Origin of the sequence: Anabaena sp. UHCC 0187 (assembly GCF_009712035.1) — a bacterium.
GTDB lineage: Bacteria > Cyanobacteriota > Cyanobacteriia > Cyanobacteriales > Nostocaceae > Dolichospermum.
This window is the reverse complement of the sequence record NZ_VILB01000003.1, coordinates 33,535-56,217: the sequence shown is the minus strand read 5'-3', so window position 1 is coordinate 56,217 and position 22,683 is coordinate 33,535. Positions and strand designations below refer to the sequence as shown.

Here is a 22,683-nt window from a genome sequence, read left to right as displayed (position 1 = left end):
AATATGCACAAAGAACAAGAATTTGAAAACATTATTGAAAAAGAACTCCTGCAATTCAGTGGCTACGAACAAGGTAACGCCAAAAACTACGACCCAGAAACAGCCCTTTTCCCCACAGAAATCATTAATTTCATCCAACAAACTCAACCTAAACAATGGCAACAATTAGCCAAAACCAGCCCCACAGATGCCCAAAAAATCATCATAGATAGCCTCACCAAAGAACTCAAAAGCCGGGGGATGCTAGATGTCCTCCGTAACGGCTTCAAATGTTATGGTAAAACCTTTAAAATAGCCTATTTCCAACCTAACACCGGCATGAACCCGGAAACATTAGAACAGTACCAAAAAAATCGCCTCACTGTAACCCGTCAAGTCACTATCAAAACCGGAAAAATCCCTGATATTCTCCTTAGTCTCAACGGTTTACCCATAGCAACCATCGAACTAAAAAACCCTCTAACTGAGCAAACTTACCACAACGCCATTCATCAATATAAAAACCATAGAGATGCCAAAGATCCCCTATTTACCTTTAAACAACGGTGCTTAGTCCATTTCGCCGTAGATACAGAAGAAGTTTGGATGACCACCAAACTAGCCGGAGAAAGTACCCATTTTCTCCCCTTCAATAAAGGACATAATCACGGTGCTGGTAATCCCATTGGTGACAATGAAGAATATCGGACAAGTTACTTATGGTTAGAAGTTTTACAAAAAGATAGCCTATTAGATATTTTGGCGCGTTTCCTCCACATCGAAATTAAAGAAACCAAAATTACCACAGATACAGGCATTAAATACCAGAAAAAAGAAACCCTAATTTTCCCCCGTTACCATCAACTTAATGTGGTGCGTAAACTTATTAACCATACTCAAGAAAATAAAGCCGGACATAATTATTTAATTCAACATTCCGCAGGTTCAGGAAAATCTAATTCTATCGCTTGGTTAGCCCATCGTTTAGCAAATCTCCACGACAACCAAAACGAAAAAATCTTTCATACCGTTGTCGTGATTACAGATAGAACCGTATTAGATCAACAACTGCAAAACACTATTTATCAATTTGAACATAAAGCCGGAGTTGTCCAGAAAATAGATGAAAATACCCAACAATTAGCCACCGCTTTAAATGATGGAGTTCCCATTATAATTTCTACTATTCAAAAATTCCCCTTTATTACCAAAGCTATTGAAACTCTGGAGAAAAAAGGGAAAACTATCAATATTAATACCAAAAATAAACGCTTTGCCATCATAGTTGATGAAGCCCATAGTTCTCAAACAGGAGAAACCGCTACAGAACTGCGGAAAATTCTCAATCAAGACGGGATTGAATCGGCAATTGCGGCTCAACTTTTAGAAGATGAAGAAGAAGAGGATCTTAGTGACGAGGCTAAACAACAACTATTAAAAGCCCAACTTACCCGCACTAAACAACCAAACCTGAGTTATTTCGCCTTTACCGCTACTCCCAAATATAAAACCTTACTCGTATTTGATGAACCGGGAGAAAATGGTGAATCTCCCTTCCATCTTTACACCATGCGTCAAGCAATTGAAGAAAATTATATTAAAGACGTTTTAGCCAATTACACCTGCTATCAACGATATTATGAATTAGTTCGCACCTCAGCAGATGACCCCAATTTACCCCGTCGGCAAACAGCTAAAGCCATAGTTAAATTTATTGAAAGTCATCCCCATAACATCGCCGAAAAAGTAGAAATTATCATCGAACATTTTCGCACCCACACCCGTCATAAAATTGGTGGTAGGGCTAAAGCAATGGTTGTTACCCGTTCCCGTGAACACGCCGTTAAATATAAGCTTGAGTTTGATAAATATATTCAGAAAAAAGGTTATAGCGATATCAAATCTCTAGTGGCTTTTTCTGGTTCTATTACCCTCGATGAATTTCCAGATCAACCCTTTACAGAAGCCAATATGAACGGCATCAAAACATCAGAAATTCCCGAAAAATTTGACAGCGATGCTTATCAAGTATTGTTAGTTGCTAATAAATTTCAAACCGGATTTGACCAACCTTTATTACATACCATGTTTGTAGATAAAAGGCTAGATGGAGTTCAAGCCGTGCAAACTTTATCTCGCCTCAACCGGACCACCACAGGGAAAGACGACACCTTTGTACTGGATTTTGTCAACAAACCAGAGGACATTTACAAAGCCTTCAAATACTACTATGAAGAAACCTCCATTGGTGAAACCGCAGATCCACAACTACTTAATGAGCTATTTTATAAACTTTATGAATGGCAATTTTTCAGCAAAGAAGATATAACCCAATGGTGTGAAATTTGGTTTCGTCCGAAAACCTCTCTAACTGGCAGCGAACATAAAAAATTAAATACCTTACTAGATCCAATAATTGACCGTTATCAAAAACTAAAAGACGCAGACAAAGAAGACTTTAAAAAGCAACTTACCAGCTTTCGCAACCTTTATCTATTCCTAGCACAGATTCTTCCTTATCAAGATTCAGACTTAGAAAAACTCTATGCTTACGGACGTTTTCTGCTAAAGAAATTACCCCGCAGTATTGAAACACCAAAAGTAGATTTATCTGGGGATATAGAACTAAAATTTTATCGTTTAGAAAAAATCAGTGCCGGAAAAATTGATCTCAATGATGGTCAAGCCGAACCATTATCAGGTGCTACCGCAGTGGGAACTCGTCAGCCAGATCAAGAAATTCCCCTATCTCAACTAATTGACTCCCTAAATGAAAGATTTGGCACAGATTTTACCCTAGCAGACCAACTGTTTTTTGAACAAATTACCGAAACAGCAATTACTAATAATTCCATTAAACAAGCTGCCCAAGTCAACACCAAAGAAAACTTTGCCCCTGTCCTAGATAAACATCTAGAAAACCTCTTTATTGACCGTATGGAAGGCAACGAAAAAATCTTTATGGAAGTAATGAATAATGAAGAATTTAGGAGTGTTGTATTTGAAAAATTACTTGCTAGTATTTATGAAGCCTTGCACCGAAATATAAACGAAAACGGAAATAGCAACTGAAAAGGTATTAGACATCTGGTGAAAACTAAATATGCGTTTCCTAAAACCCTTGTAGAGACGTTACATGGAACGTCTCTGCTTTTGTGGAGATATCTATTGATTATTTAACTAGTTTGTTCTGTTGGTGTTTCTACCTTTTGCCCAATTTTCGGTTCTGTCCCCGCAATTAATCGCTCAATATTAGTGCGGTGACGGATAATTACATATAAACCACCAGCAAAACCAAGCAGAATATAGGCTAAAGGTTGCTGGAAAATTACCATTAAAATAGAAACAGCCACAGCCCCAGCAATAGAACTTAAAGACACAATTCTCGAAATAGCAATTACTAACGCAAAAACCCCCAAGGTTGATAAACCTACTTGCCAACTAATAGCTAACAAAATCCCCACACCACTAGCCACAGATTTACCACCAGTAAAGCCGAGAAAGATGGATTTACTATGTCCTAAAAGGGCAGCTAACCCAGCTAAAGTGACTAAATAAGGTTGCCAAACTTCAATATTTACAGTTGGTGGAATTAAGTTCTGACTAGAAGCAATATTGCCTAAAGCATAAACTAAATTTATTGCTAATCCACCCTTTAAAGCATCAATAAATAACACGAATGCCCCAGGAACTTTACCCAAAGTTCTTAAAACATTAGTTGCACCAGTTGAACCAGAACCAACTTCCCGAATATCAATTCCTTTTAATAGCTTACCTGCCAGATATCCAGTTGGAAAAGAACCAAATAGGTAAGCTAATAAAACCACCACTCCACACAAACTTAACCACATAAATTTGTCAGTTGTCCGTTGTTAGTTGTCCGTTGTTAGTTGTTTTGCCAATGACCAATGACTAATGGCCAATTAAAAATCATCATCAAAATTCCGATCTTTCATAGTTTTTGGATCAGGGGCAAAAGCTAACCAGAGAGGGAATTGTAGCAAAGCCAAATTGATTTGTTCCTCAGAATCATCAACAATAATTAAAGGCATTTGATTAGCTTTAACTAATCTTTCTGCCTTCTGGGCTAAAGCTGTTGCGGCTTCAAATAATACCACCCCTCTATCTGGTCCAAAATCAGGACGACCGATACCTAAACAATCTTGTAAACCCCGTCTCCATTCACCTAAACGTTCTGGTGTATTTGCTAAAATTAGAGTTCGCACCCTGTCCCCATATAGTTGATGTAATATCGAAATTGCCGACGAAGCAATTAAAATATTTTGTAAGCGGCTACCCATTGTCCGCAAAGCACCGCGTCCACCTAAAGTAAATAACCAATTTGATATTTTTTCCGCGTGAATTGGTTCAAAAGTCCGGCGTAACTGCCAGGGTGGGCCATAATAATCTGGTTGATTGCGGTATTGGTCAAGCAAGCGGCGGATTTTTTTAGTAGTATCCTGAAACTGCTGTTGTCCAAGTTGTGGGGTTTCTAATTGTTCTTTAACAGGTTTTGCGTCTCGCTGTGGTGGTTTTTCCCGTTCTCTCACAGGTTGGACAAGTTGCATTTGTTCCGCTGCTGATGCCAAATCCTGTAAACTGCCTGTGAGATAGTCCTTAAAACCCTGTACCCGAATTGCTATATCTTGAGATGTCCCCGCAAAGGTAGTCCGCATTTCATTGCGAATCCGTTCTTGACGGCGTTCGAGTTGTTCGACAGAAATTTGTAAAGTTTGTTTGCGTTGTTCTAACTGTAATAATGAGTCTTGAACAACTTGTGAAAGTGCGCTTTGAGTTACACTTACTTGGGTCTGAAGGGTTTTGTATATAATTTCCAATTGAGCAATTTCTGCATTTAGGTCTGCTGATCTTTGCTGTAATTGGATTACTCTTTCCGCAGCTTGTGTATATAGTGAATCTTCCGCTTCTAATGCTGTTGTTTCTGTGGTTAATGACGTTACCAATTCACCAGATGCCTCAGTTTCTAATTCTAAATCAGCAGATGGGGTTTCTGATAATTCATCTGTAGGGGGTTGCACTTCTATTTGTGCCAACCATTCATCTATTGGTTCTGGAGTTTGAGATTCCTCTGGGTTCATAAATATTAATCTAAATTTTCCATGATACAAAAAACATCTTTCCCAAAATATACAATCAACCAGCTACCAAACCTAATCAATCCGGGGACAACGTTCTTCTAAACAAGATTTCAAGGTTTTGGGGTCAAATAAAATTGGCAAAAAGTGAATACTGTTAACTTCTTTAAAATAGAACAAAATGGGCACCGGATTCCAGAATATCCGCCAGTTTTGCCATTCTTGGTAAGGAAAACGCTTAATTAACTTTTCTCCTCTGTAAAGATCAAAATCGGTAGCGGTAAATTGAAACCGCAGTGTTACAGCTTGCAACATCAAAAACAAACCCAATAGCGTTAATATGCCTCCTACCCAAGGTTGTATCAACAGTATGGGAATAGCACCCAGCACTAAGACAACCGGAATATTGTAACTTGGTTTTAATTCTATTGTTGATGTGGCATTAGGTATGAATGAACTTGTCAAAATCTTTTCTCCTACTTCTATAATTCCTAATTACTCTCTTTTGTCTCTTGCCTTTAAATCACTGTCCTGGTGAAACTCCACTACCTGGACCCTGAAACATTACCCAAGATAGAAAGAAGTTACTAATAAATATAACTAATAAGGCAGTGACAACAGCAGTTGTGGTTGATTGTCCCACACCTTTAGCACCTCCAGTAGTGGTTAAGCCCCAACTACAGCCGATAATGGCGATTAATACGCCAAAGCAACAGGCTTTAATCATGGCGCTGCCAATATCCCACATATCGAGAAAGTCCCGCGCTGAGTCTAAAAATACTGTATCTGAAAGGTTGTAAATCCGGGTAGCTATAAGCAATCCTCCAGACATTCCTGTAATTAAGGATAGCAAAGTTAAAATTGGCAGCATAATAAAGCAAGCCAAGAGCCGGGGAATCACTAGATAATCAATAGGATCTGTTTTTAACATTAACAGAGCATCTATTTGTTCTGTGACTTTCATTGTGCCAATTTCTGCCGCAAAAGCCGAACCTACCCGTCCCGCTAAAACTACTGCTGTCAATACGGGGGTAAGTTCTCTCGTCAATGCTACTGCTAAAACGCCACCAACGAGGTTTCCTGCCCCAAAGTTGATGAACTCCCGTGCTACCTGAATTGTAAATACTGCACCCACAAATATGGCTGTTAATAAGGCAATAAAGAAGGAGTCAGGTCCCACTATTGCTAATTGTTCTAGGGTGTTACGGCGGTGAATTTTACCTTGAAGGAGGTGAAATAGGACTTGTCCACCTAAAAATATCGCGGCCAGCAATCGCTGACTCCATGTTCCTAAACTGGATTTGGTCATTGTTCACCTGACGGGGGGGATAGAATTAACATTTACATAAAAATTTAAATCTGCTTAGGTCATAGCATTGCTATAACCCTACAATAATTTTTAACACTCAGGGTCTTTATCTATAAAATGGGTAATAGTAAATACCTGAATTCTACCAAAAAGCGATCGCTTCGGTCAGCTTCGCTGCATGAGTTTTATTTTCTGGGAGTACGGTGTTAATCACATTACTTAGCAAAACCATGAGTTCTAACAGCGGTTTTCTTACCTAATAACCAATTTAAATGCTGTGGTAAAAGAGTTTCTAAGTCATAATTCTGGATAATTGTTTTTCGCGCTTTGGTACGAATAGAGAGCATATCTGCGGAATTATCTAAGGCTTCATCTATTCTTCGAGCGATTTCCTGGGGAGAAAAGAAATCTACCAGCAGTCCATTTTTACCATCTTTAATTACTTCTAACACTGGTGGAGTATGAGAAGCTATTAACAAACATCCAGCGGCCATTGCTTCTAACATTGACCAGGATAAAACAAAGGGATAGGTTAAGTAAATATGGGCTGAGGAAGCTTGTAATACTTGCAGATATTCATGGTAAGGTAATCCACCGGTAAAGTGCAATCTAGATAGATCCAAATCTAACTTTTCTAACATTAATTGTTTATAAGTTTTGCCATCGGGGAGAGTTTTCCCATAGGCAACTCTATCTTCTCCTACAACTACAATATGAGTATGAGGTCGTCTTTGTTGAATTAATGCTACTGCTTCCATAAATTGGGGAAAACCCCGATAAGGTTCCATTCCCCTGCCTACATAAGTTACCAATTCTTCTACATGAGAAAGATCAAGATTAATCCGGGGTAAAACTAATTTAGCTCCGGGATTTGGTTTAAAAAAGTTAGTATCAATCCCATCGTGGCAGACAGTAATTTTACTATGATATTCTGGGGGGAATTGTTGCCGCTGCCAATTAGTGGGAGCAAGACCGCGATCGCAATTGTATAAATCTATTAAAATTGGAGCATTTTTTACACGAATGCGGCATTGGTCATCTGCATTTAGAGGTTCAGTGGGGTCAAAATCAGCATCAGACCCGCGGGCATGATAAAACCATTCAAAGAAACACAATAATTCAGCTTTGGGGAAAATTTCTTTCATAAATAATGTTGGACCCCAACCAGAATGACCATAAATTATATCTGGGACAAAACCCTGTGCTTTCAGTTGTTCGGCCATGCGATATACAGCTTGTCCTGTGATCACGGCATTTTCTAAATTGCGAACATAATGATGAGTGGCTGCGGCAGCTTGACGGGAAGGTTCGTAAATAGCCTTAAATACACCGGGTATCGTTCCTTCTTGGCGATTAGTACCAAATACAACTTGATAATGACTATTTTGGCCTAAAGCGGTAGCCAGGTGGCGAAATTGAGCCGGAAAGTTGGGATGTAAAAATAAAATCCGTTGAGTATTTGTAGAAGCGTTTTTCATATCTTTGGTACTAGCAGCTATGCGTCCATGTCAGCGTCTTACTTTTCCATCAAATTATTAACTTAGTTTACGACTAGTCTCATAAAATTAAGCGGGTTTTCACAGTGTTTTTACTTCTAGTAAACTGCACACTGAGATGTAAACCCTGATTATTTCACGGTTTTACAGATTTGAAACATCAAAAATAGCTAATGCACTTGGGATAACTATTACCCGTGCAATTTAATGAAAACTTAAGATTCTTGACGAAATGAATGTTTGAGAGCGATCGCCAGTATTGTAGAAAGTGGCAGATAAATTTTTCTCGATCTCTCAAGTTACCCACTATCCCGGTCTCAAAATGACTATTTTTAGTAACTTTTTCCGATCTTTAGTCCTGACCACCATTTTTAGTTTTCTTGTCCCTGTGTTCCTAGTTGGTGGTTTGTTGTTGGTTTTATCACTTTTTAGTTATGTTCCTGGGCTACAAGGGATGATTTCCGATGTCTCTAGCCAAATTCTCCATTTTCTCGCCACTTTCGGCAGTGGTAATTCCCTCAACGGTCTATTTATAATTAGTTCGACTTGCGGCTTTGTTGGGGCGTTGTTTGATATCTACGTTTATTACCGCTATCAAATTCTCCGCACTGACGCTTAATATTTCGCAACGCACCGAACCAGCGTTGATGAGTTAGACAATCACAAAACAAGTAATTTTGCTAATGGTGAACTATAGCTAATTTTGATCAAAGCTATTGACTCTGTGCTAGAGACTTCTATTTTTTAATGTCGTTATTTTCCCAAATGCTTGTGTAGTGCAGCGGTACAACACAATAGATTTAGATGTCTATATTTAGTAACAGCAAATATTTTTCAATACTTGGCTTTTGTTCCTTAAAGATACCAAATAAAACTACACATAAAATCTAAAAATTTCCTAAAGCTTTTCCATAGTGGTCTAGCTAATGCTTGTGTAGTGCAGCGGTACAACACAATAGATTTAGATGTCTATATTTAGTAACAGCGAATATTTTTCAATACTTGGCTCTTGTTCCTTAAAGATACCAAATAAAACTACACATAAAATCTAAAAATTTCCTAAAGCTTTTCCAGAGTGGTCTAGCTGCTAACTTTTATTTAGAGGAAGGAGAGGACAAAACAATTCAAAAAAAAAATTGTTGCTTCCTGTCCCCTTTTCAATCCCTAATTCTCAATGAGATTAAAGGTAAAGTCTGTTAGCTTCACGCTGGGGGTTCTATATTAAGGATATTCACAAAGATTAAAAAGTTATTTGATTGCCCATGATTTGGCCATTTAAGCCCAACTTTCGGAAACAAATTGCGCGGATTGAAGTTAGCGGTGCCATCGCTGGTGCAACCCGTAAGCACGTCCTAGAAGCCATAAAAACCGTAGAAGAAGGTAAATTTCCCGCTTTACTGCTACGCATTGATAGTCCTGGGGGGACAGTGGGAGATTCCCAAGAAATATACAGCGCACTGAAGAGATTGGCTAAAAAAACCAAAATTGTCGCCAGTTTTGGCAATATTTCCGCCTCTGGTGGCGTTTATATTGGTATGGGGGCAGAACATATCATGGCGAATCCAGGGACGATTACAGGCAGTATTGGGGTGATTTTGCGAGGAAACAACTTAGAAGTGCTGCTGGAAAAAATTGGCGTTTCTTTTAAAGTCATTAAGTCCGGACCGTACAAAGATATATTAGCTTTTGATCGGCAACTAACAGCACCAGAAGAAACTATTCTGCAAGACTTGATTGATTGTAGCTATCAACAATTTGTGCAAACGGTAGCAGAAGCTCGTTCACTAACTGTAGAAAAGGTAAAAAGCTTTGCTGACGGCAGGATTTTTACCGGACAGCAAGCCTTAGAATTAGGCGTTGTAGACCGCTTAGGAACAGAAGAAGATGCACGACGGTGGACAGCGGAATTAGTAGGACTTGATCCTGAGAAAACTCTTTGCTATACGCTAGAAGAACGGAAACCATTTTTGAGTCGTGTTCTCCCAGGAAGTCGTCAAGCTAAATCGGTTATTGGTGCGGGAATCAATTGGCTAGAATTTGAAGTATCTACAAGTGGTTTACCCATGTGGTTATATCGTCCATAAAAAGTTAGTAGTCAGTGGTCAACTGACAACTGGCAACTGACAACTGATAAATACAAAAGGAGAATTTTGGTAGTGGAATGGCAAATGCGAGCAATTCGTGGTGCAACAACCGTTGCAGAAAACACCGTCGAAGCAATTCGAGATTCAGTGACAGAATTATTAGATGAATTGGAGCAAAGAAATCAACTCCAACCGGACGATATGATTAGTGTGACTTTTTCCGTGACAAAAGATTTAGATGCTATCTTCCCAGCGGCGATCGCTCGCAGTCGTCCTTTGTGGGATAGTGTAGCTATGTTAGATGTCCAACAAATGCACGTTGAAGGCAGTTTACCGCGCTGCATTCGCTTTCTCATTCACGCCAATTTACCAACTTCTACGCCAATTCACCACGTTTATTTACGTCAAGCAGCTAAACTGCGTCCCGATTGGAGTTTACCCCAAACGTTACAAACTTCACAGCAGGTAGTGGAGACGAAAGTTTAAAATTAGCAGGTCAATAACATAATTAAAAGTTAGCGCCAAATGAGCTATTACAGTGGTGACGCGGCTGCTCAACCTGCTGCTATTGGTGGGAGTATTTTCACTCATCGGGGTACTGGTGTATGTGTGAAATTAGACGCTTTTTTGAATATTCTCACCAAAGGTGAAGAGCCGCTTGTCATTGTCACCAGTGAAGGTTATTTTACGAAAATATATAAGTATGTGACGGCATATAAGGGTTTTGTATTTTTTACAGAATCCTTAGATAAGTTGGAATTTGGGAGCAATATTGAAGTGATTTATGCTCAGAGTTTAGGGACGGATATTTGATAAAATAAAAAAGTCCTATTTTTGCAAAGTTTTCTAACTAAAGGACGCAATGAAAAAGCCTAAAAGTGTGCAAGATCGGATTGCGTGCCGTATTACCCGCAGCAAACGTGAAGTGTTTGTGCGTAAAGACTTTGAAGATATCGCTAATTATGACCAAGTTGGCCGTAGTTTGCGTATGCTGGAGAAAAAAGGCAAACTTATTAAAATTGGCTATGGTTTGTATGCCAAAGCAGCTATCTCACCCTTATCAAATCGCATCATACCTCGTAAGAGTTTACGTGATTTAGCCATTGAGGCGTTAAAAAAACTCAACATGGAAGTAGTTCCCTCCAGTTATGATCAAGCTTATAATGAGGGACGGACAACCCAAGTCCCCACAGGGCGTGTAGTTGGGGTGAAAGGGCGTGTGAAACGCAAAATTGGCTATGCAGGAAAATATATAACCTTTGAATACGCGACTTAATCTCAAGACTGTAGAACTTATTGCCGCTGATCTCGGTGTTGATGCTTCTTTTGTTGAAAAAGACTGGTATGCAATGCGGATAATTGCCGCCATGATTACCATCAAATCTGATATGCGGCTTGTTTTTTCTGGGGGAACGAGTTTATCAAAAGGATTTGGGCTAATTCAAAGGTTTTCAGAAGACCTAGATTTCAAGGTAATTCTGCCGTCAACAGGTTTTGATCGGAAAGAATGCCGAAATTATCGCCATCTGCTAGTTGATACAATACGCAAAGCTAGTTCTGATTGGTCACTTCCAGATGAGGAATGTAAAAGTAGAAACGAAGGACAATTTTTTATTTGTAAAATTGCTTATCAGCAAAATTTCCAGCCAGCAGTAGCTTTACGTCCTCATATCAAGCTGGAAATCACATTTAAGCCACCAATTTTACCCTTCCAAGTCCAAGAAAAACCTCTACAATCTTTTATTGCTCAAGCTACAAAGAAAGGGAAACCAGAAGTTCCCATGATAGCTTGTGTTTCACCTATAGAAACTGCGGCTGATAAACTTAGTGCTTTAACTTGGCGTGTGTTATCTCGAAAGCGTGAAAATGAAAATGATGATCCAACAATCATCCGCCATTTACATGATTTAACCGCTTTGGCAGATTTTATAGCAGATTACAAAGATTTTCCTAATCTAGTTATTAGTCTATTGGAGCAAGATGCACAACGCGCTAAAGGAATTAATCTTTCAGAAATTCCACCAAAACAGCGGTTGCAACAAATGCTGCAATACCTGGAATCAGATCCAATCTATGCTAATGAATATGATCTATTTGTTAATGGTATGTCCTATGCCTCAGAGGATGAGCGTCCCTCTTTCAATCAAGCTTTAGATACTGCTCGTGGTATAATTAGCAGCATTGAATCAGTCTAGTATCCCTAAATCACATTGATTTTTTTGAAAATTATTATTATGTAATATTACTGTATATCAATAGCAATATAATTTGTATATTTAACAGCCTGTGCCTAAACTACAAAATTGGGCGCTCGCACTTGTTCTTTATTAATCTTGAAAAATGACACACTTAAACAATCAGGTAATTAGCTGTCCAGAAAAAAAGGCAATTGCTGAAACTGTCCATGAAACGTTATGCGAGTTTCGTGATGAACTCAAAGGACTTGAAGACTCTGGTTATGCAGGTTATACAGATAACTTGGAAGGATCATGTTTTTACTACGCTGCTTTAGGTGTTGAAGTTTGTAAAAAATTTTATCAGCAAAGATTTAATGATACAGAATCTGATTATACTCTGAAAGCAGGATTTTTTGCACTAAGGCCTTATAAGGATAAAACTCAGCAATTAGCATGGCTTCGTTATAGTGGGGACATTGATAACAATATAAACGACTACCATTGTTGGATTGTTGGACCTGTATCAATAAAAGATGGCAAAGAAAAATTCGACATAATTGATTTTACTGCTAGGCATTACAAAGCGCAAGTAGAGAAAAAGGCGAAGTTAAGCTGGGAACGTGAAGATTTAGAAAAGAGAAACTTCATTTGGAATGATAATCATGTTCTTTGTGATTATCATTTGGGAGATGGACAAGAATCAAAGGCCCTAGCATTTGCGGAAGAGGGCTTAGTCTTTGGTGTTAAAGAAGATACTACTATCAAAATTAAGGATGAGAAATGGACTGATTGGAAATCTTGTGATCTTCGGGTACAAATGATGGAAAAATCTGCCGAAATTTTGAGTTACAAACTTGCAAATTTGGAAAATCAAGCATAATAATGCTAGACGATATCATCTAGTGCAAGTGCAGTCTCAAAAATTTAGACTAGGCATTTTTTGAATGATAAGTAAACTCAAGTACCAAATGATTATCCAGTGGTCTGAGGAAGATAATTGCTTCTTAGTAGGATTTCCGGATTTTCCAGGACAAAAATGGCGCACTCATGGAGATACTTACGAGTTAGCAGTAACGAATGGAATAGAAGCCTTAGACTCTCTCATTATTGCTTATGAATCTGCGGGTGATGCACTTCCAGAAGCAACAGTTTGTAATGCAGCATAGGGAAGAATTGAAATAAAATAACCCAACAATGCTGGTTGGGTTTTCTGACCTAATTTTTGGGTTGATTAAATCATATTATTGCGTATAATTACTGCATAATACCAAGTCAATGCTTAATATATTATACCCAATGTGGTTGCCTGAAATATAAAATCGGGCGATCCTTGGTTACAGAATCCTTAGATAAATTGGATTTTGGTAGCAATATTGAAGTGATTTACGCGCAGAGTTTAGGGACGGATATTTGAAGTTACAATTAACAAAGTAAAATATAGAAAATAACTATTTAACTCGAAAAAATCGGGGATTATGGCATCTATTAACTTCATGGCTGATCTTCAAGAAATTATTATACGGAGACTTTCCAACCTGGGACCCCTCCCAACACCAGGAGAGGATTTGGATACTCTTTTGATACGATATCTGAACCTTATACGGAGAATGCCACCAGTTATCTGTTGGAATATTAAACAATCTAAAGATTTAATTAGCAAGTCTTTATCAGAAGAAATTCATAATGGCTTACAACAATTCATTGAAAAGGCTGAGTCTGGACAAGATTTAAAACCTCATATTAGTACCCGGATAAATAATCCAGACTACAACGATACGATGTTTTCTGACTGGGGATTTTTTCATTTTCATTTGGGTACTACTCTTGATCCTGATCCCAGACGTTATGGATTTATACAACGCACTAATGAACTTTTATTTGCTATTCTTGCTCCCAATTCAGAAACGATGTATCTAATTGATGTTCATCCACATACAGGGGGTTTTATAAATCAAGATTTACTCAGGATTATTGAAGAAAACTGGGAGGAACTCCTAGATCCACATACTGTACGGGGTATTGATGAAATTGATTACAACCCTTCTGATAACGATATTGGAATCTTTCGGAAAGCTGGATTAGTTACTATATCTCAAACTCCTGGTGGTCGTATACTGTTTCCTATGGGTGGAGGAAACACAACGGCTGGAACCTATAACAAAAAGAGAACTGACGGAACTAGTGTTAAAGATCGAGAAGATGCAGATAAGATAATAAGCAGAGTTCGAGAACTTGAGAATTGGTTTATTCAACAGAGGAATACATTGGCAAGTGAGTTCAAAAATACGTATAGCAAAGAGTGGGATGATTTGCACTTTAAAATAATATCTTTTGAGAAACCAGCAGAAATAAAAGAATTAATAACAGGACATATTCTGTTTGTTTCTTCGTAGTATGACTATCTAGGAGATGTTACAAAACATGACTGAAATTGCAGAAAAACTCAAAATTGAACTCTCTCAACTCTCCATAAAAGATCGGGCAGAACTTGCCTATTTTTTAATTCATTCTCTAGAAGAAAGTATAGATGATGATGTAGAGGTTGCTTGGGATACAGAATTAACTAGAAGACTAGACGAAATCCTGAGCGGAAAAGCTATTGGTGAATCATCGAATCAAGTATTTTCTAAGTTGCGAGAGAAGTATTCGTGAAGCCAATAATTATTGGAAAAAAAGGCAGCTTGAATAAATATTGTGGGGTGGGCATCTTGCCCGCCCAAATTACAACTTCAGATGTAGAAAACCACATCAATCATGATTATGATGAAAATGAATACCTATGAAAACATCATAGACAAATTCAAAAAAGTCCTTCTTCTGCAATAACCCCGAAGTTTGCGGACTACCCTTTTCATCCAATAACGGCTTCATCAAATAATAAGCTGGCTGGTAATTATACCAAGGAATCGAAGGCCAAAGATGATGAATTAAATGGTAATTCTGCCCCAAAATCAGAATATTGAGAACCTTACCAGGATAGACACGGGCATTTTTCCAGCGACTGCGTTCCACAAAAGGACGGTGGGGTAAATAATCAAAAAAGAACCCCAAAGTTATTCCGATCAAAAAAGCGGGAATAAACCAAAAATTAAGAATATAGCCCAAAAAATGATATTGGACAGAAATATAAACAATAGTAATGACAATTAGGCGACTAATAAACCATTCTAGTAGTTCATAATTCCGCCATAACCGTCTTTGAAAGAAAAATACTTCATGGTACAAAAATCTCACCGCAATTAACCATAGCGGACCACCTGTAGAAACATAATGATCTGGGTCGTCTTTGGGGTGATTGACATTACCATGATGCTGTAAATGTACTCGTGTAAATACTGGAAAAGCAAAAACTAGGATTAAGGCGCTACAATGCCCTAAGATAGCGTTAACAATTCGATTGCGATGGGCGGATTGGTGACAAGCATCATGAATCACCGTTCCTGAACAATGTAGTGCTAGAGTATTGACACTAAAACACAACCAATGCGGCCATTCCCAAAGCCAATACCCAAAGTTAGACAAAACCAACATCATCACTACGACTAAAAACATCAATAGCGTGGGGTTAAAATCACCAGGAGGTGATAAAAGTTCTTTGGGGGGAATTGTCAGTGGCTTTTGTGCCTCCGACGTGAGCATTCTTAACTCCTTTAATAATCAATCTTTACGGATCATACTATTAATCTTAGTTAAGAGTAAAGTTGTGTAAAGCAAGATTTATCCACAGTCCTGCTGAAGAATCAATAAATGAGGTTATGATTCTTGGCTAAACCAGCACTGTAAATAAAAAACTTCCCCAGAAGCAGGTTGCCGATCAGATTAGTGTACGATATCAAATCTATACCATAATTACCTCTCTAACTGTTTATAACATTGATATAGCAGTGACTGAAAAAGAGAGTTCGTTTAATTCATACCCATTTGCTTTCATGATGGCGATCAATGGAAAAATGATTTGCTGATACCGTCAGTCTTTCATCATCCAAAATCTCAAATCTCAAATGGTATGACAAAACATTTACGATTAATTCCCAGGTAGATCCCAAAAATCTTGAACCCAGCCCATGACGCAATTAAGAGATTCTCAGCGCCGAACTAAAATTGTTGCTACTATTGGACCTGCTACCAGCAGCCCAGAAATGCTGAAAGCGATTATTGAAGCGGGTGCAACAACCCTACGGCTAAACTTCTCCCACGGAACTCATGCTGACCATCAGCGTAGTATTCGGTTAATTCGGCAAACCGCTTTTGAACTGAATAGACCAGTCGCAATTTTGCAAGACTTACAAGGTCCAAAAATTCGCTTGGGGCGGTTTGAAACTGGCTCTATAATTCTAGCAAAAGGCGATCGCTTCACGTTAACAAATCGCCTCATCGAAGGAACACAGGAAATAAGCTGCGTTACCTACGATTACTTAGCAGATGAAGTCCCTGTCGGTTCAAATATCCTCCTCGATGATGGCAAAGTCGAAATGGTAGTGGAGGAAATTAACCACGAAAAAGGTGATTTACATTGTCGGGTTACAGTTCCCGGTAAACTTTCCAACAACAAAGGTGTTAATTTTCCGGGAGTTTACTTATCCATTAAAGCCATGACCGACAAAGACCGCGAGGATCTGATGTTCGGTCTAGACCAAGGTGTGGACTGGGTAGCACTTTCCTTTGTTCGCAATCCCCAGGACATTATCGAAATTAAAGAACTAATTTCCAGCACCGGTAAAAATGTCCCTGTGGTTGCCAAAATCGAAAAACACGAAGCCATTGAACAAATGGAAGCAATTTTGTCTTTGTGTGACGGCGTAATGGTTGCTAGAGGTGATTTAGGGGTAGAATTACCCGCCGAAGACGTACCTGTACTGCAAAAACGGCTCATTGCTACAGCCAACCGTTTGGGTATTCCCATCATTACCGCGACCCAAATGCTCGATAGCATGGTCAGCAACCCCCGTCCCACCCGTGCGGAAGTATCTGATGTTGCCAACGCGATTTTAGACGGTACAGACGCGGTTATGCTTTCCAATGAAACCGCTGTTGGTAGTTTTCCAGTGGAAGCTGTAGCTACTATGGCGAGAATTGCTGAACGTATTGAACAAGAGGAAACCCTTAACGCCAACTCCCGTTTGTCACGAGATAAGAGGCGTTCTATTCCCAATGCGATTAGCCAAGCAGTTGGTCAAATTGCGGAAAATTTGGGCGCAGCGGCAATTATGACCTTGACACAAACCGGGGCTACAGCCCGCAATGTTTCTAAGTTCCGCCCCAAAACGCCAATTTTAGCCATTACACCTCATGTCAACGTGGCGCGACAGTTACAGATGGTATGGGGAGTTAGACCGCTGTTGGTACTAGAACTACCTTCTGCTGGTCAGACATTCCAAGCGGCTATCAATGTTGCTCAGGAAAAAAACCTCTTAACTGAAGGTGATTTGGTGGTAATGACTGCTGGTACACTTCAGGGCGTTTCTGGGTCAACAGACTTGATTAAGGTCGAAGTGGTGACTGCGATACTAGGACAGGGAATTGGTCTAGGTCAAGGTTCTGTGAGTGGCCGCGCTAGGGTAGTTAATAATGCTATGGATGCCAGTAATTTTAACCCTGGTGATATTTTGGTGGCATCCCGCACTGGTGTTGATTTTGTGGAAGCAATTCGCAAAGCCGGAGGGATTATTACTGAAGATGAAAGTCTCACAAGTCACGCGGCAGTTATTGGTTTACGTCTTGGTGTACCAGTAATTGTGGGTGTGAAGGAAGCAACACAGGTAATTAAGGATGGTGCGATTTTGACTTTGGATATGCAGCGGGGTTTAATTTATTCTGGTGCTGTGGGAACTTAAACAATTAAAAATTAAGAATTAAAAATTAAAAAAATAATTAATTTTTAGTTTTTATATTTTCAAATATAGGGGGTAATAAGTAATTTATTCCCTATTACCTATTCCCTATTTTTAAGTTAGTTCAATTTGAGAATCATCACCTATTAAAAAGCGCAATGCTTTCGGGCGACGGGGAGCAATACTTAATTGGGCGCGTTGTCCAATGAGGCTATCAATAATTCGTTGTTGAATGCCGGTGATTTTAGCACCTTCTAAAACTACGCTGTGTTCTAAATCTGTTTCTATCAGTGTTGAATTATCGGCAATACTGCTATAAGGACCAATAAAACAGTTTTCTAAATAACAATTATTACCAATTACCACAGGGCCGCGAATTGTACAGTTAATGATTTTAGATTCAGCCCCAATTTGCACTCTTCCAGTAATCTGAGTTTTGGTATCAACTTCGCCTAAAATTGATTTTTTCAAATAGGTATCCAGAATCAGCCTGTTAGCTTCTAATAAATCATCTTTTTTACCTGTATCTAACCACCAACCGTCAAGATTACAAGCGACAACTTGCTTTTCTTGATCTATTAAACATTGAATAGCATCAGTTATTTCTAATTCTCCTCTAGCTGAAGGTTTAATCAGAGAAATCGCATCATGGATAATGGGTGAAAAGAAATAAACCCCTACTAATGCTAAGTTTGAAGGGGGAATTTTTGGCTTTTCAATTAATTGTAATACTCTGCCTTTTTCATCTACCTTCGCTACACCAAATGCACTAGGATTTGTGACTTCCCGCAGCAGAATCAAAGCATCTGGTTGTTGTTGGATAAATTTATCCAAAAATGAACTTAAATCCCCTTGTTGAATCAGGTTATCACCTAAATACATGACAAAAGGTGAATCTTTTAAAAAAGGACGGGCAACTTGGACAGCTTGGGCTAATCCTGCGGGTTGTTCTTGTAAAATATAGGTGATATTAACGCCAAACTTTTCGCCATTTCCAGTTTTATTCTTGACTTCTTCTCCTGTTTCTGGGCTGATAATAATACCAATATCAGTAATCCCCGCAGCAGCCATTTCTTCAATGCCGTACCATAAAATAGGTTTGTTAGCAACGGGTACAAGTTGTTTCGCTCCTGTATAGGTTAAAGGGCGTAATCTTGTCCCTTTTCCACCAGATAAAATTAGTGCTTTCATAAAGATTTTTCTTGTAATTTTTTTAACATTAATCTTAATCTTTGTCGCCAATGGGGAGGATTAGTTCCCAATATTTTAGATATTTTCTCACAAGCTAAGACGGAATAAGCAGGACGTTTTGCGGGTGTGGGATATTCGGGGGTGGTAATGGGGATAATATTTGCAATTTTCAGGGGAAAATCTAATTTCTCGGCTTCTTCAAAGATAGCTATAGCAAAGTCATACCAACTCGCAACTCCACTATTTGTATAGTGGTAAATTCCCGCAGTTTCTAATGTTAATTGGGGGATAATTTGGCTAATTGTCAAAGCTATATCTTTTGCCCAAGTGGGACTACCAATTTGATCTGCAACTACTCTCACTTCTGGTCTTTCTTTACCAAGTCGTAACATGGTTTTAACGAAGTTGCTTTTTCCATAAGTTCCATAAACCCAAGCTGTGCGTAAAATGATATATTGGGGACAAGTTTTTTGAATTGCTATTTCTCCCGCTAATTTTGTCTGTCCATATACACTCAGGGGATTGGTAATATCTGTTTCTCGATAGGGATAATTATTATTACCATTAAATACGTAATCGGTGGAGAGATGAATTAAGAAACTTCCTAGTTCTTGACTTTCTTCGGCAATAATTTGCGGGGCTATAGCATTAATAATATGAGCTATTTTTGGTTCACTTTCAGCTTTGTCTACTGCGGTATAAGCAGCAGCATTAATAATTATTTCTGGTTGGGTTTCTCTGATAATTTGGCGAAGGTTATCAGCTTGAGTTAAGTCTATTTGTGGACGGGCAACTGCAATAACTTTATAGTTAGATGAAAGGGTATTTTGTAATTCTGTGCCAACTTGTCCGTTACTACCTATTAGTAATATGGATTTACTCATAAACTTCGGCGTTTTTAAAGGTTTGAGCGTTACTATCTTTAGCTGATAGAATTGGGGGTGTTTTCAAAGGCCAATCTATAGCTAAATCTGGATCATTCCAAAGTATAGCGCGATCGCCTCCTGGTGCATAATAATCTGTAGTTTTATAGATAACTTCGGCTATTTCTGAAAGCACAAGAAAGCCATGGGCAAAACCTGGTGGTATCCACAATTGGCGTTTGTTTTCAGCACTGAGTTCATAACCTACCCATTGTCCAAAGGTAGGGGAGTTTTTTCTAATGTCTACTGCTACATCAAAGATTGTACCAACAATGGCGCGGACTAATTTACCTTGAGGTTGGATGATTTGGTAGTGTAGTCCTCGGAGAACGTTATATTCAGATTTTGAGTGATTATCTTGGACGAAGTTGGCTGTGATTCCCAGTTTTTCTGTGAATATTTTTTGATTGTAGGATTCCAAAAAAAAGCCCCGTGAGTCTTGGAAGATTTGGGGTTCTAGGAGGAGGATATCTGGAATGGAGGTGGGGATGATGTTCATTGAATATGAAATTTCTATAAAAACTACTTAGACAATAGCACAAAATGTTAATTTTACAACTTGATCTCATAGAGAATTTCCCATACTAGAGGATATCGCCTCTTCCTGTATACTAATCTGTAGCTTTAGATATAGCCATTGATGAAAACAGATTCAATTTTCTATCAAATATTTCAAACTTTACCAACTGTCCTATTTGAACTATTAGGAGAATCCCCATCAAATGCCATTGGGTACAAGTTTGATTCGGTGGAAGTTAAAGAGTTAGCATTTCGCTTTGATGGGATATTTTTCCCACCAAATGATGATCAACTAATCTATTTTGTAGAAGTACAATTTCAGCAACGAGATAATTTTTACTGGGACTTATTTGGAGAGATATTTCTCTACTTGAAGTTATATCGTCCTCAACAGAATTGGTATGCAGTCGCTATATTTCCTAATCGTAGCATTGATACCGCTGAACCAATTCAGTATCAAGAATTATTTCATCCAGGCAGAATCTCCCGTATATACTTAGATGAACTGGAAGAAACAAGTGCTGATTCTATTGGTTTGGGAATGTTAGAATTAATAGTAGCGCAACAAGCGCAAGCTAGGGAAAAAGCAATCAAACTGAAAGAACAAGCACGGGTATCTTTAACAGAGCCAATAATTCAAGAAAAAGTTGTAGAATTGGTAGACAAGATACTGGTGTACAAGTTTCCTTACTTAAGTAGTCAGGAGTTAGAAGCAATGTTTGGACTAGATGAATTGAAGCAAACACGGTATTTTCAAGATGTTAAGGAAGAGGGGAAAATTGAGGGGAAAGTTGAGGAGAAATTAGAGATTATACCCTTGCTATTACGTTTGGGTTTAAGTGTGGAAGCGATCGCATCTGAGTTAAATTTAGATGTAGAATTAGTAAGGAATGTAGCACAAAAACAGTCAACAATATCCTCTTCTACGGAAATAACTGATATTAATCAACAAGAAGATTAATTCTTGATGATGATTGAATTTGGGGATCTGAAACTAACAAGATCCCTCAAAGATATTCTTTTAAAACCTCAACTGTAGCAAGTCCGGTTTTTTCCCAACTAAATTGATTTGCTCTTTTTAGACCTTGTTCTGAAAGTTGTTTTCTGGTTTCTGAATCATTAATAATTGTTTGCATTGCTGCGGTTATTTCCTCTGTATTATAAGGATTAATTAAAATAGCAGCATCTCCCGCAACTTCTGGAAGTGAGGAAATATTAGAGGTAATCACTGGTGTACCACAAGCCATTGCTTCTAAAACTGGTAAACCAAATCCTTCCCACAAACTAGGAAAAACTAATGCAATTGCTTGATTTATAATTATTGGTAGTTCGTCGTAAGATACATAGTTAAGGAATTTAACTAGATGATTTATTCCTAATTCTTGAGTTTGTGTTTCTAATAATGGGGAGTAACGTTGATCATAAGGTCCAGCTAACCATAGTTCATAGTCATTTCTGTTAGGTAGTGCGGAAAAAGCGGTAATTAATCTTTGCAGGTTTTTGTAAGGGTCTTGACGACCTATATATAGGAAGTAATTGCGGGTAGGGAGGTTGAGGAATTGGAAATGTGTGCGATCGCCCGCCAGGAGAATTGGTGTTATTTTATTACTAGGAATTTGGTAGAATTGGGTGATATCTTTAGCCGTGGATTCTGATATACAAATAATATGTTCTGCTTGTTTAAATACTTCAGGTGTATAGTATTTATGGTATGTTGTTAATGGTGATAAGCGTTTGGGGAAACGCAAGGGTATCATGTCAAATGCTGTGACAATAAAACGAGAATTAGTGTATAGGGGTGCTTCTGGTATTGGAGAAAATAACAGGTTAGATTTGAGGGTTTTATATATTTTTTGTAGTTGGAATTGTGTCCAAACTAAGCGGCGTAAATGTCCTTTTAAACCTTGTTCTGATGTTAGGTTAGGAGGAGTTGGATAGCAGTTATAGTCAGGGAAAGATTGTGAAGTCAAAAGTATCGGATCAAGTTTTTGTAAGTGAGGTAAAAGATTAAGTGCGTAAGTAGTTGTACCTGTGGGTTTTTTTAGTAAAAAGGAAAGGTTAATAGGTAATTGCATTTT

General features: G+C 38.4%; 23 protein-coding genes. 13 read left to right on the top strand and 10 right to left on the bottom strand.

Annotated features, from left to right (window positions below; all coding sequences use genetic code 11):
- The first annotated feature begins 3 nt into the window (after positions 1-3).
- Positions 4-3,051 carry a type I restriction endonuclease subunit R gene (locus tag FJR11_RS02800; protein ID WP_168502211.1) on the top strand — a complete coding sequence of 1,016 codons (3,048 nt, stop codon included), beginning with the start codon at positions 4-6 and terminating at the stop codon, positions 3,049-3,051.
- A gap of 104 nt (positions 3,052-3,155) precedes the next feature.
- On the opposite strand, the gene plsY is transcribed toward FJR11_RS02800, so the two are convergent.
- From plsY to FJR11_RS02775, 5 genes are all read right to left on the bottom strand, one after another.
- Entirely contained in the window at positions 3,156-3,830 is a 675-nt protein-coding gene (gene plsY / locus FJR11_RS02795) for a glycerol-3-phosphate 1-O-acyltransferase PlsY (RefSeq protein WP_168502210.1), read from the bottom strand.
- A gap of 72 nt (positions 3,831-3,902) precedes the next feature.
- A complete protein-coding gene (locus FJR11_RS02790) occupies positions 3,903-5,078 on the bottom strand; it encodes a DUF3086 domain-containing protein (protein ID WP_168502209.1) in 1,176 nt (391 codons plus the stop codon).
- Between the two features lie 72 nt (positions 5,079-5,150).
- Positions 5,151-5,540: a DUF3119 family protein gene (locus FJR11_RS02785; protein WP_168502208.1), complete on the bottom strand. Its 390-nt coding sequence runs from the start codon at positions 5,538-5,540 to the stop codon at positions 5,151-5,153.
- Between the two features lie 58 nt (positions 5,541-5,598).
- The gene (locus tag FJR11_RS02780; RefSeq protein ID WP_168502207.1) at positions 5,599-6,384 is read right to left on the bottom strand and encodes an MlaE family lipid ABC transporter permease subunit; all 786 of its coding nucleotides are present in this window, start codon (positions 6,382-6,384) and stop codon (positions 5,599-5,601) included.
- A 215-nt stretch (positions 6,385-6,599) separates the two neighbouring features.
- Positions 6,600-7,862: a glycosyltransferase family 4 protein gene (locus FJR11_RS02775; RefSeq protein WP_168502206.1), complete on the bottom strand. Its 1,263-nt coding sequence runs from the start codon at positions 7,860-7,862 to the stop codon at positions 6,600-6,602.
- Between the two features lie 340 nt (positions 7,863-8,202).
- On the opposite strand from FJR11_RS02775, the gene FJR11_RS02770 reads away from it, so the two are divergent.
- From FJR11_RS02770 to FJR11_RS02725, 10 genes are all read left to right on the top strand, one after another.
- The gene (locus FJR11_RS02770) at positions 8,203-8,499 is read left to right on the top strand and encodes a hypothetical protein (protein WP_168502205.1); all 297 of its coding nucleotides are present in this window, start codon (positions 8,203-8,205) and stop codon (positions 8,497-8,499) included.
- A gap of 643 nt (positions 8,500-9,142) precedes the next feature.
- Positions 9,143-9,964, top strand: coding sequence for a signal peptide peptidase SppA (gene sppA, locus FJR11_RS02765; RefSeq protein ID WP_168502204.1), 822 nt, complete (start codon positions 9,143-9,145; stop codon positions 9,962-9,964).
- 72 nt (positions 9,965-10,036) lie between these two features.
- Complete coding sequence (gene aroH / locus FJR11_RS02760) at positions 10,037-10,450, top strand: chorismate mutase (RefSeq protein WP_168502203.1); 414 nt, start codon at positions 10,037-10,039, stop codon at positions 10,448-10,450.
- A gap of 39 nt (positions 10,451-10,489) precedes the next feature.
- Positions 10,490-10,777 (top strand): hypothetical protein, encoded by a 288-nt coding sequence (locus tag FJR11_RS02755; RefSeq protein ID WP_168502202.1) that lies wholly within the window; start codon positions 10,490-10,492, stop codon positions 10,775-10,777.
- A gap of 49 nt (positions 10,778-10,826) precedes the next feature.
- The gene (locus tag FJR11_RS02750) at positions 10,827-11,240 is read left to right on the top strand and encodes a DUF6088 family protein (RefSeq protein ID WP_168502201.1); all 414 of its coding nucleotides are present in this window, start codon (positions 10,827-10,829) and stop codon (positions 11,238-11,240) included.
- Positions 11,224-12,159, top strand: a complete 936-nt coding sequence (locus FJR11_RS02745; protein ID WP_254444668.1) for a nucleotidyl transferase AbiEii/AbiGii toxin family protein — start codon at positions 11,224-11,226, stop codon at positions 12,157-12,159. Before FJR11_RS02750 ends, FJR11_RS02745 begins: the two co-directional genes overlap by 17 nt.
- Before the next feature lie 145 nt (positions 12,160-12,304).
- Positions 12,305-13,021 carry a hypothetical protein gene (locus FJR11_RS02740; protein WP_168502200.1) on the top strand — a complete coding sequence of 239 codons (717 nt, stop codon included), beginning with the start codon at positions 12,305-12,307 and terminating at the stop codon, positions 13,019-13,021.
- 67 nt (positions 13,022-13,088) lie between these two features.
- Complete coding sequence (locus FJR11_RS02735; RefSeq protein ID WP_168502371.1) at positions 13,089-13,307, top strand: type II toxin-antitoxin system HicB family antitoxin; 219 nt, start codon at positions 13,089-13,091, stop codon at positions 13,305-13,307.
- 309 nt (positions 13,308-13,616) lie between these two features.
- The gene (locus tag FJR11_RS02730; protein ID WP_217358206.1) at positions 13,617-14,534 is read left to right on the top strand and encodes a hypothetical protein; all 918 of its coding nucleotides are present in this window, start codon (positions 13,617-13,619) and stop codon (positions 14,532-14,534) included.
- A 28-nt stretch (positions 14,535-14,562) separates the two neighbouring features.
- Positions 14,563-14,793 (top strand): addiction module protein, encoded by a 231-nt coding sequence (locus FJR11_RS02725; RefSeq protein ID WP_168502198.1) that lies wholly within the window; start codon positions 14,563-14,565, stop codon positions 14,791-14,793.
- A gap of 96 nt (positions 14,794-14,889) precedes the next feature.
- On the opposite strand, the gene crtR is transcribed toward FJR11_RS02725, so the two are convergent.
- Positions 14,890-15,780 (bottom strand): beta-carotene hydroxylase, encoded by an 891-nt coding sequence (gene crtR / locus FJR11_RS02720; RefSeq protein ID WP_168502197.1) that lies wholly within the window; start codon positions 15,778-15,780, stop codon positions 14,890-14,892.
- Positions 15,781-16,205: 425 nt separating this feature from the next.
- Between crtR and pyk the strand changes: the two genes are divergently transcribed.
- Complete coding sequence (gene pyk / locus FJR11_RS02715) at positions 16,206-17,975, top strand: pyruvate kinase (RefSeq protein WP_168502196.1); 1,770 nt, start codon at positions 16,206-16,208, stop codon at positions 17,973-17,975.
- A 111-nt stretch (positions 17,976-18,086) separates the two neighbouring features.
- On the opposite strand, the gene FJR11_RS02710 is transcribed toward pyk, so the two are convergent.
- The 3 genes from FJR11_RS02710 to rfbC are packed head-to-tail and all read right to left on the bottom strand — an operon-like array spanning position 18,087 to position 20,585.
- The gene (locus FJR11_RS02710) at positions 18,087-19,163 is read right to left on the bottom strand and encodes a glucose-1-phosphate thymidylyltransferase (RefSeq protein ID WP_168502195.1); all 1,077 of its coding nucleotides are present in this window, start codon (positions 19,161-19,163) and stop codon (positions 18,087-18,089) included.
- On the bottom strand, positions 19,160-20,047 hold the full coding sequence (rfbD, locus tag FJR11_RS02705) for a dTDP-4-dehydrorhamnose reductase (protein WP_168502194.1): 888 nt from the start codon (positions 20,045-20,047) through the stop codon (positions 19,160-19,162). Before rfbD ends, FJR11_RS02710 begins: the two co-directional genes overlap by 4 nt.
- Positions 20,040-20,585: a dTDP-4-dehydrorhamnose 3,5-epimerase gene (gene rfbC, locus FJR11_RS02700; protein WP_168502193.1), complete on the bottom strand. Its 546-nt coding sequence runs from the start codon at positions 20,583-20,585 to the stop codon at positions 20,040-20,042. Before rfbC ends, rfbD begins: the two co-directional genes overlap by 8 nt.
- Before the next feature lie 141 nt (positions 20,586-20,726).
- Here rfbC and FJR11_RS02695 point away from each other — a divergent pair, with 141 nt between their 5' ends.
- Positions 20,727-21,566: an Rpn family recombination-promoting nuclease/putative transposase gene (locus FJR11_RS02695; protein WP_168502192.1), complete on the top strand. Its 840-nt coding sequence runs from the start codon at positions 20,727-20,729 to the stop codon at positions 21,564-21,566.
- Positions 21,567-21,612: 46 nt separating this feature from the next.
- Here FJR11_RS02695 and FJR11_RS02690 read toward each other — a convergent pair whose 3' ends face one another.
- Positions 21,613-22,680: a glycosyltransferase family 1 protein gene (locus FJR11_RS02690; RefSeq protein ID WP_168502191.1), complete on the bottom strand. Its 1,068-nt coding sequence runs from the start codon at positions 22,678-22,680 to the stop codon at positions 21,613-21,615.
- Between the last annotated feature and the right edge of the window lie 3 nt (positions 22,681-22,683).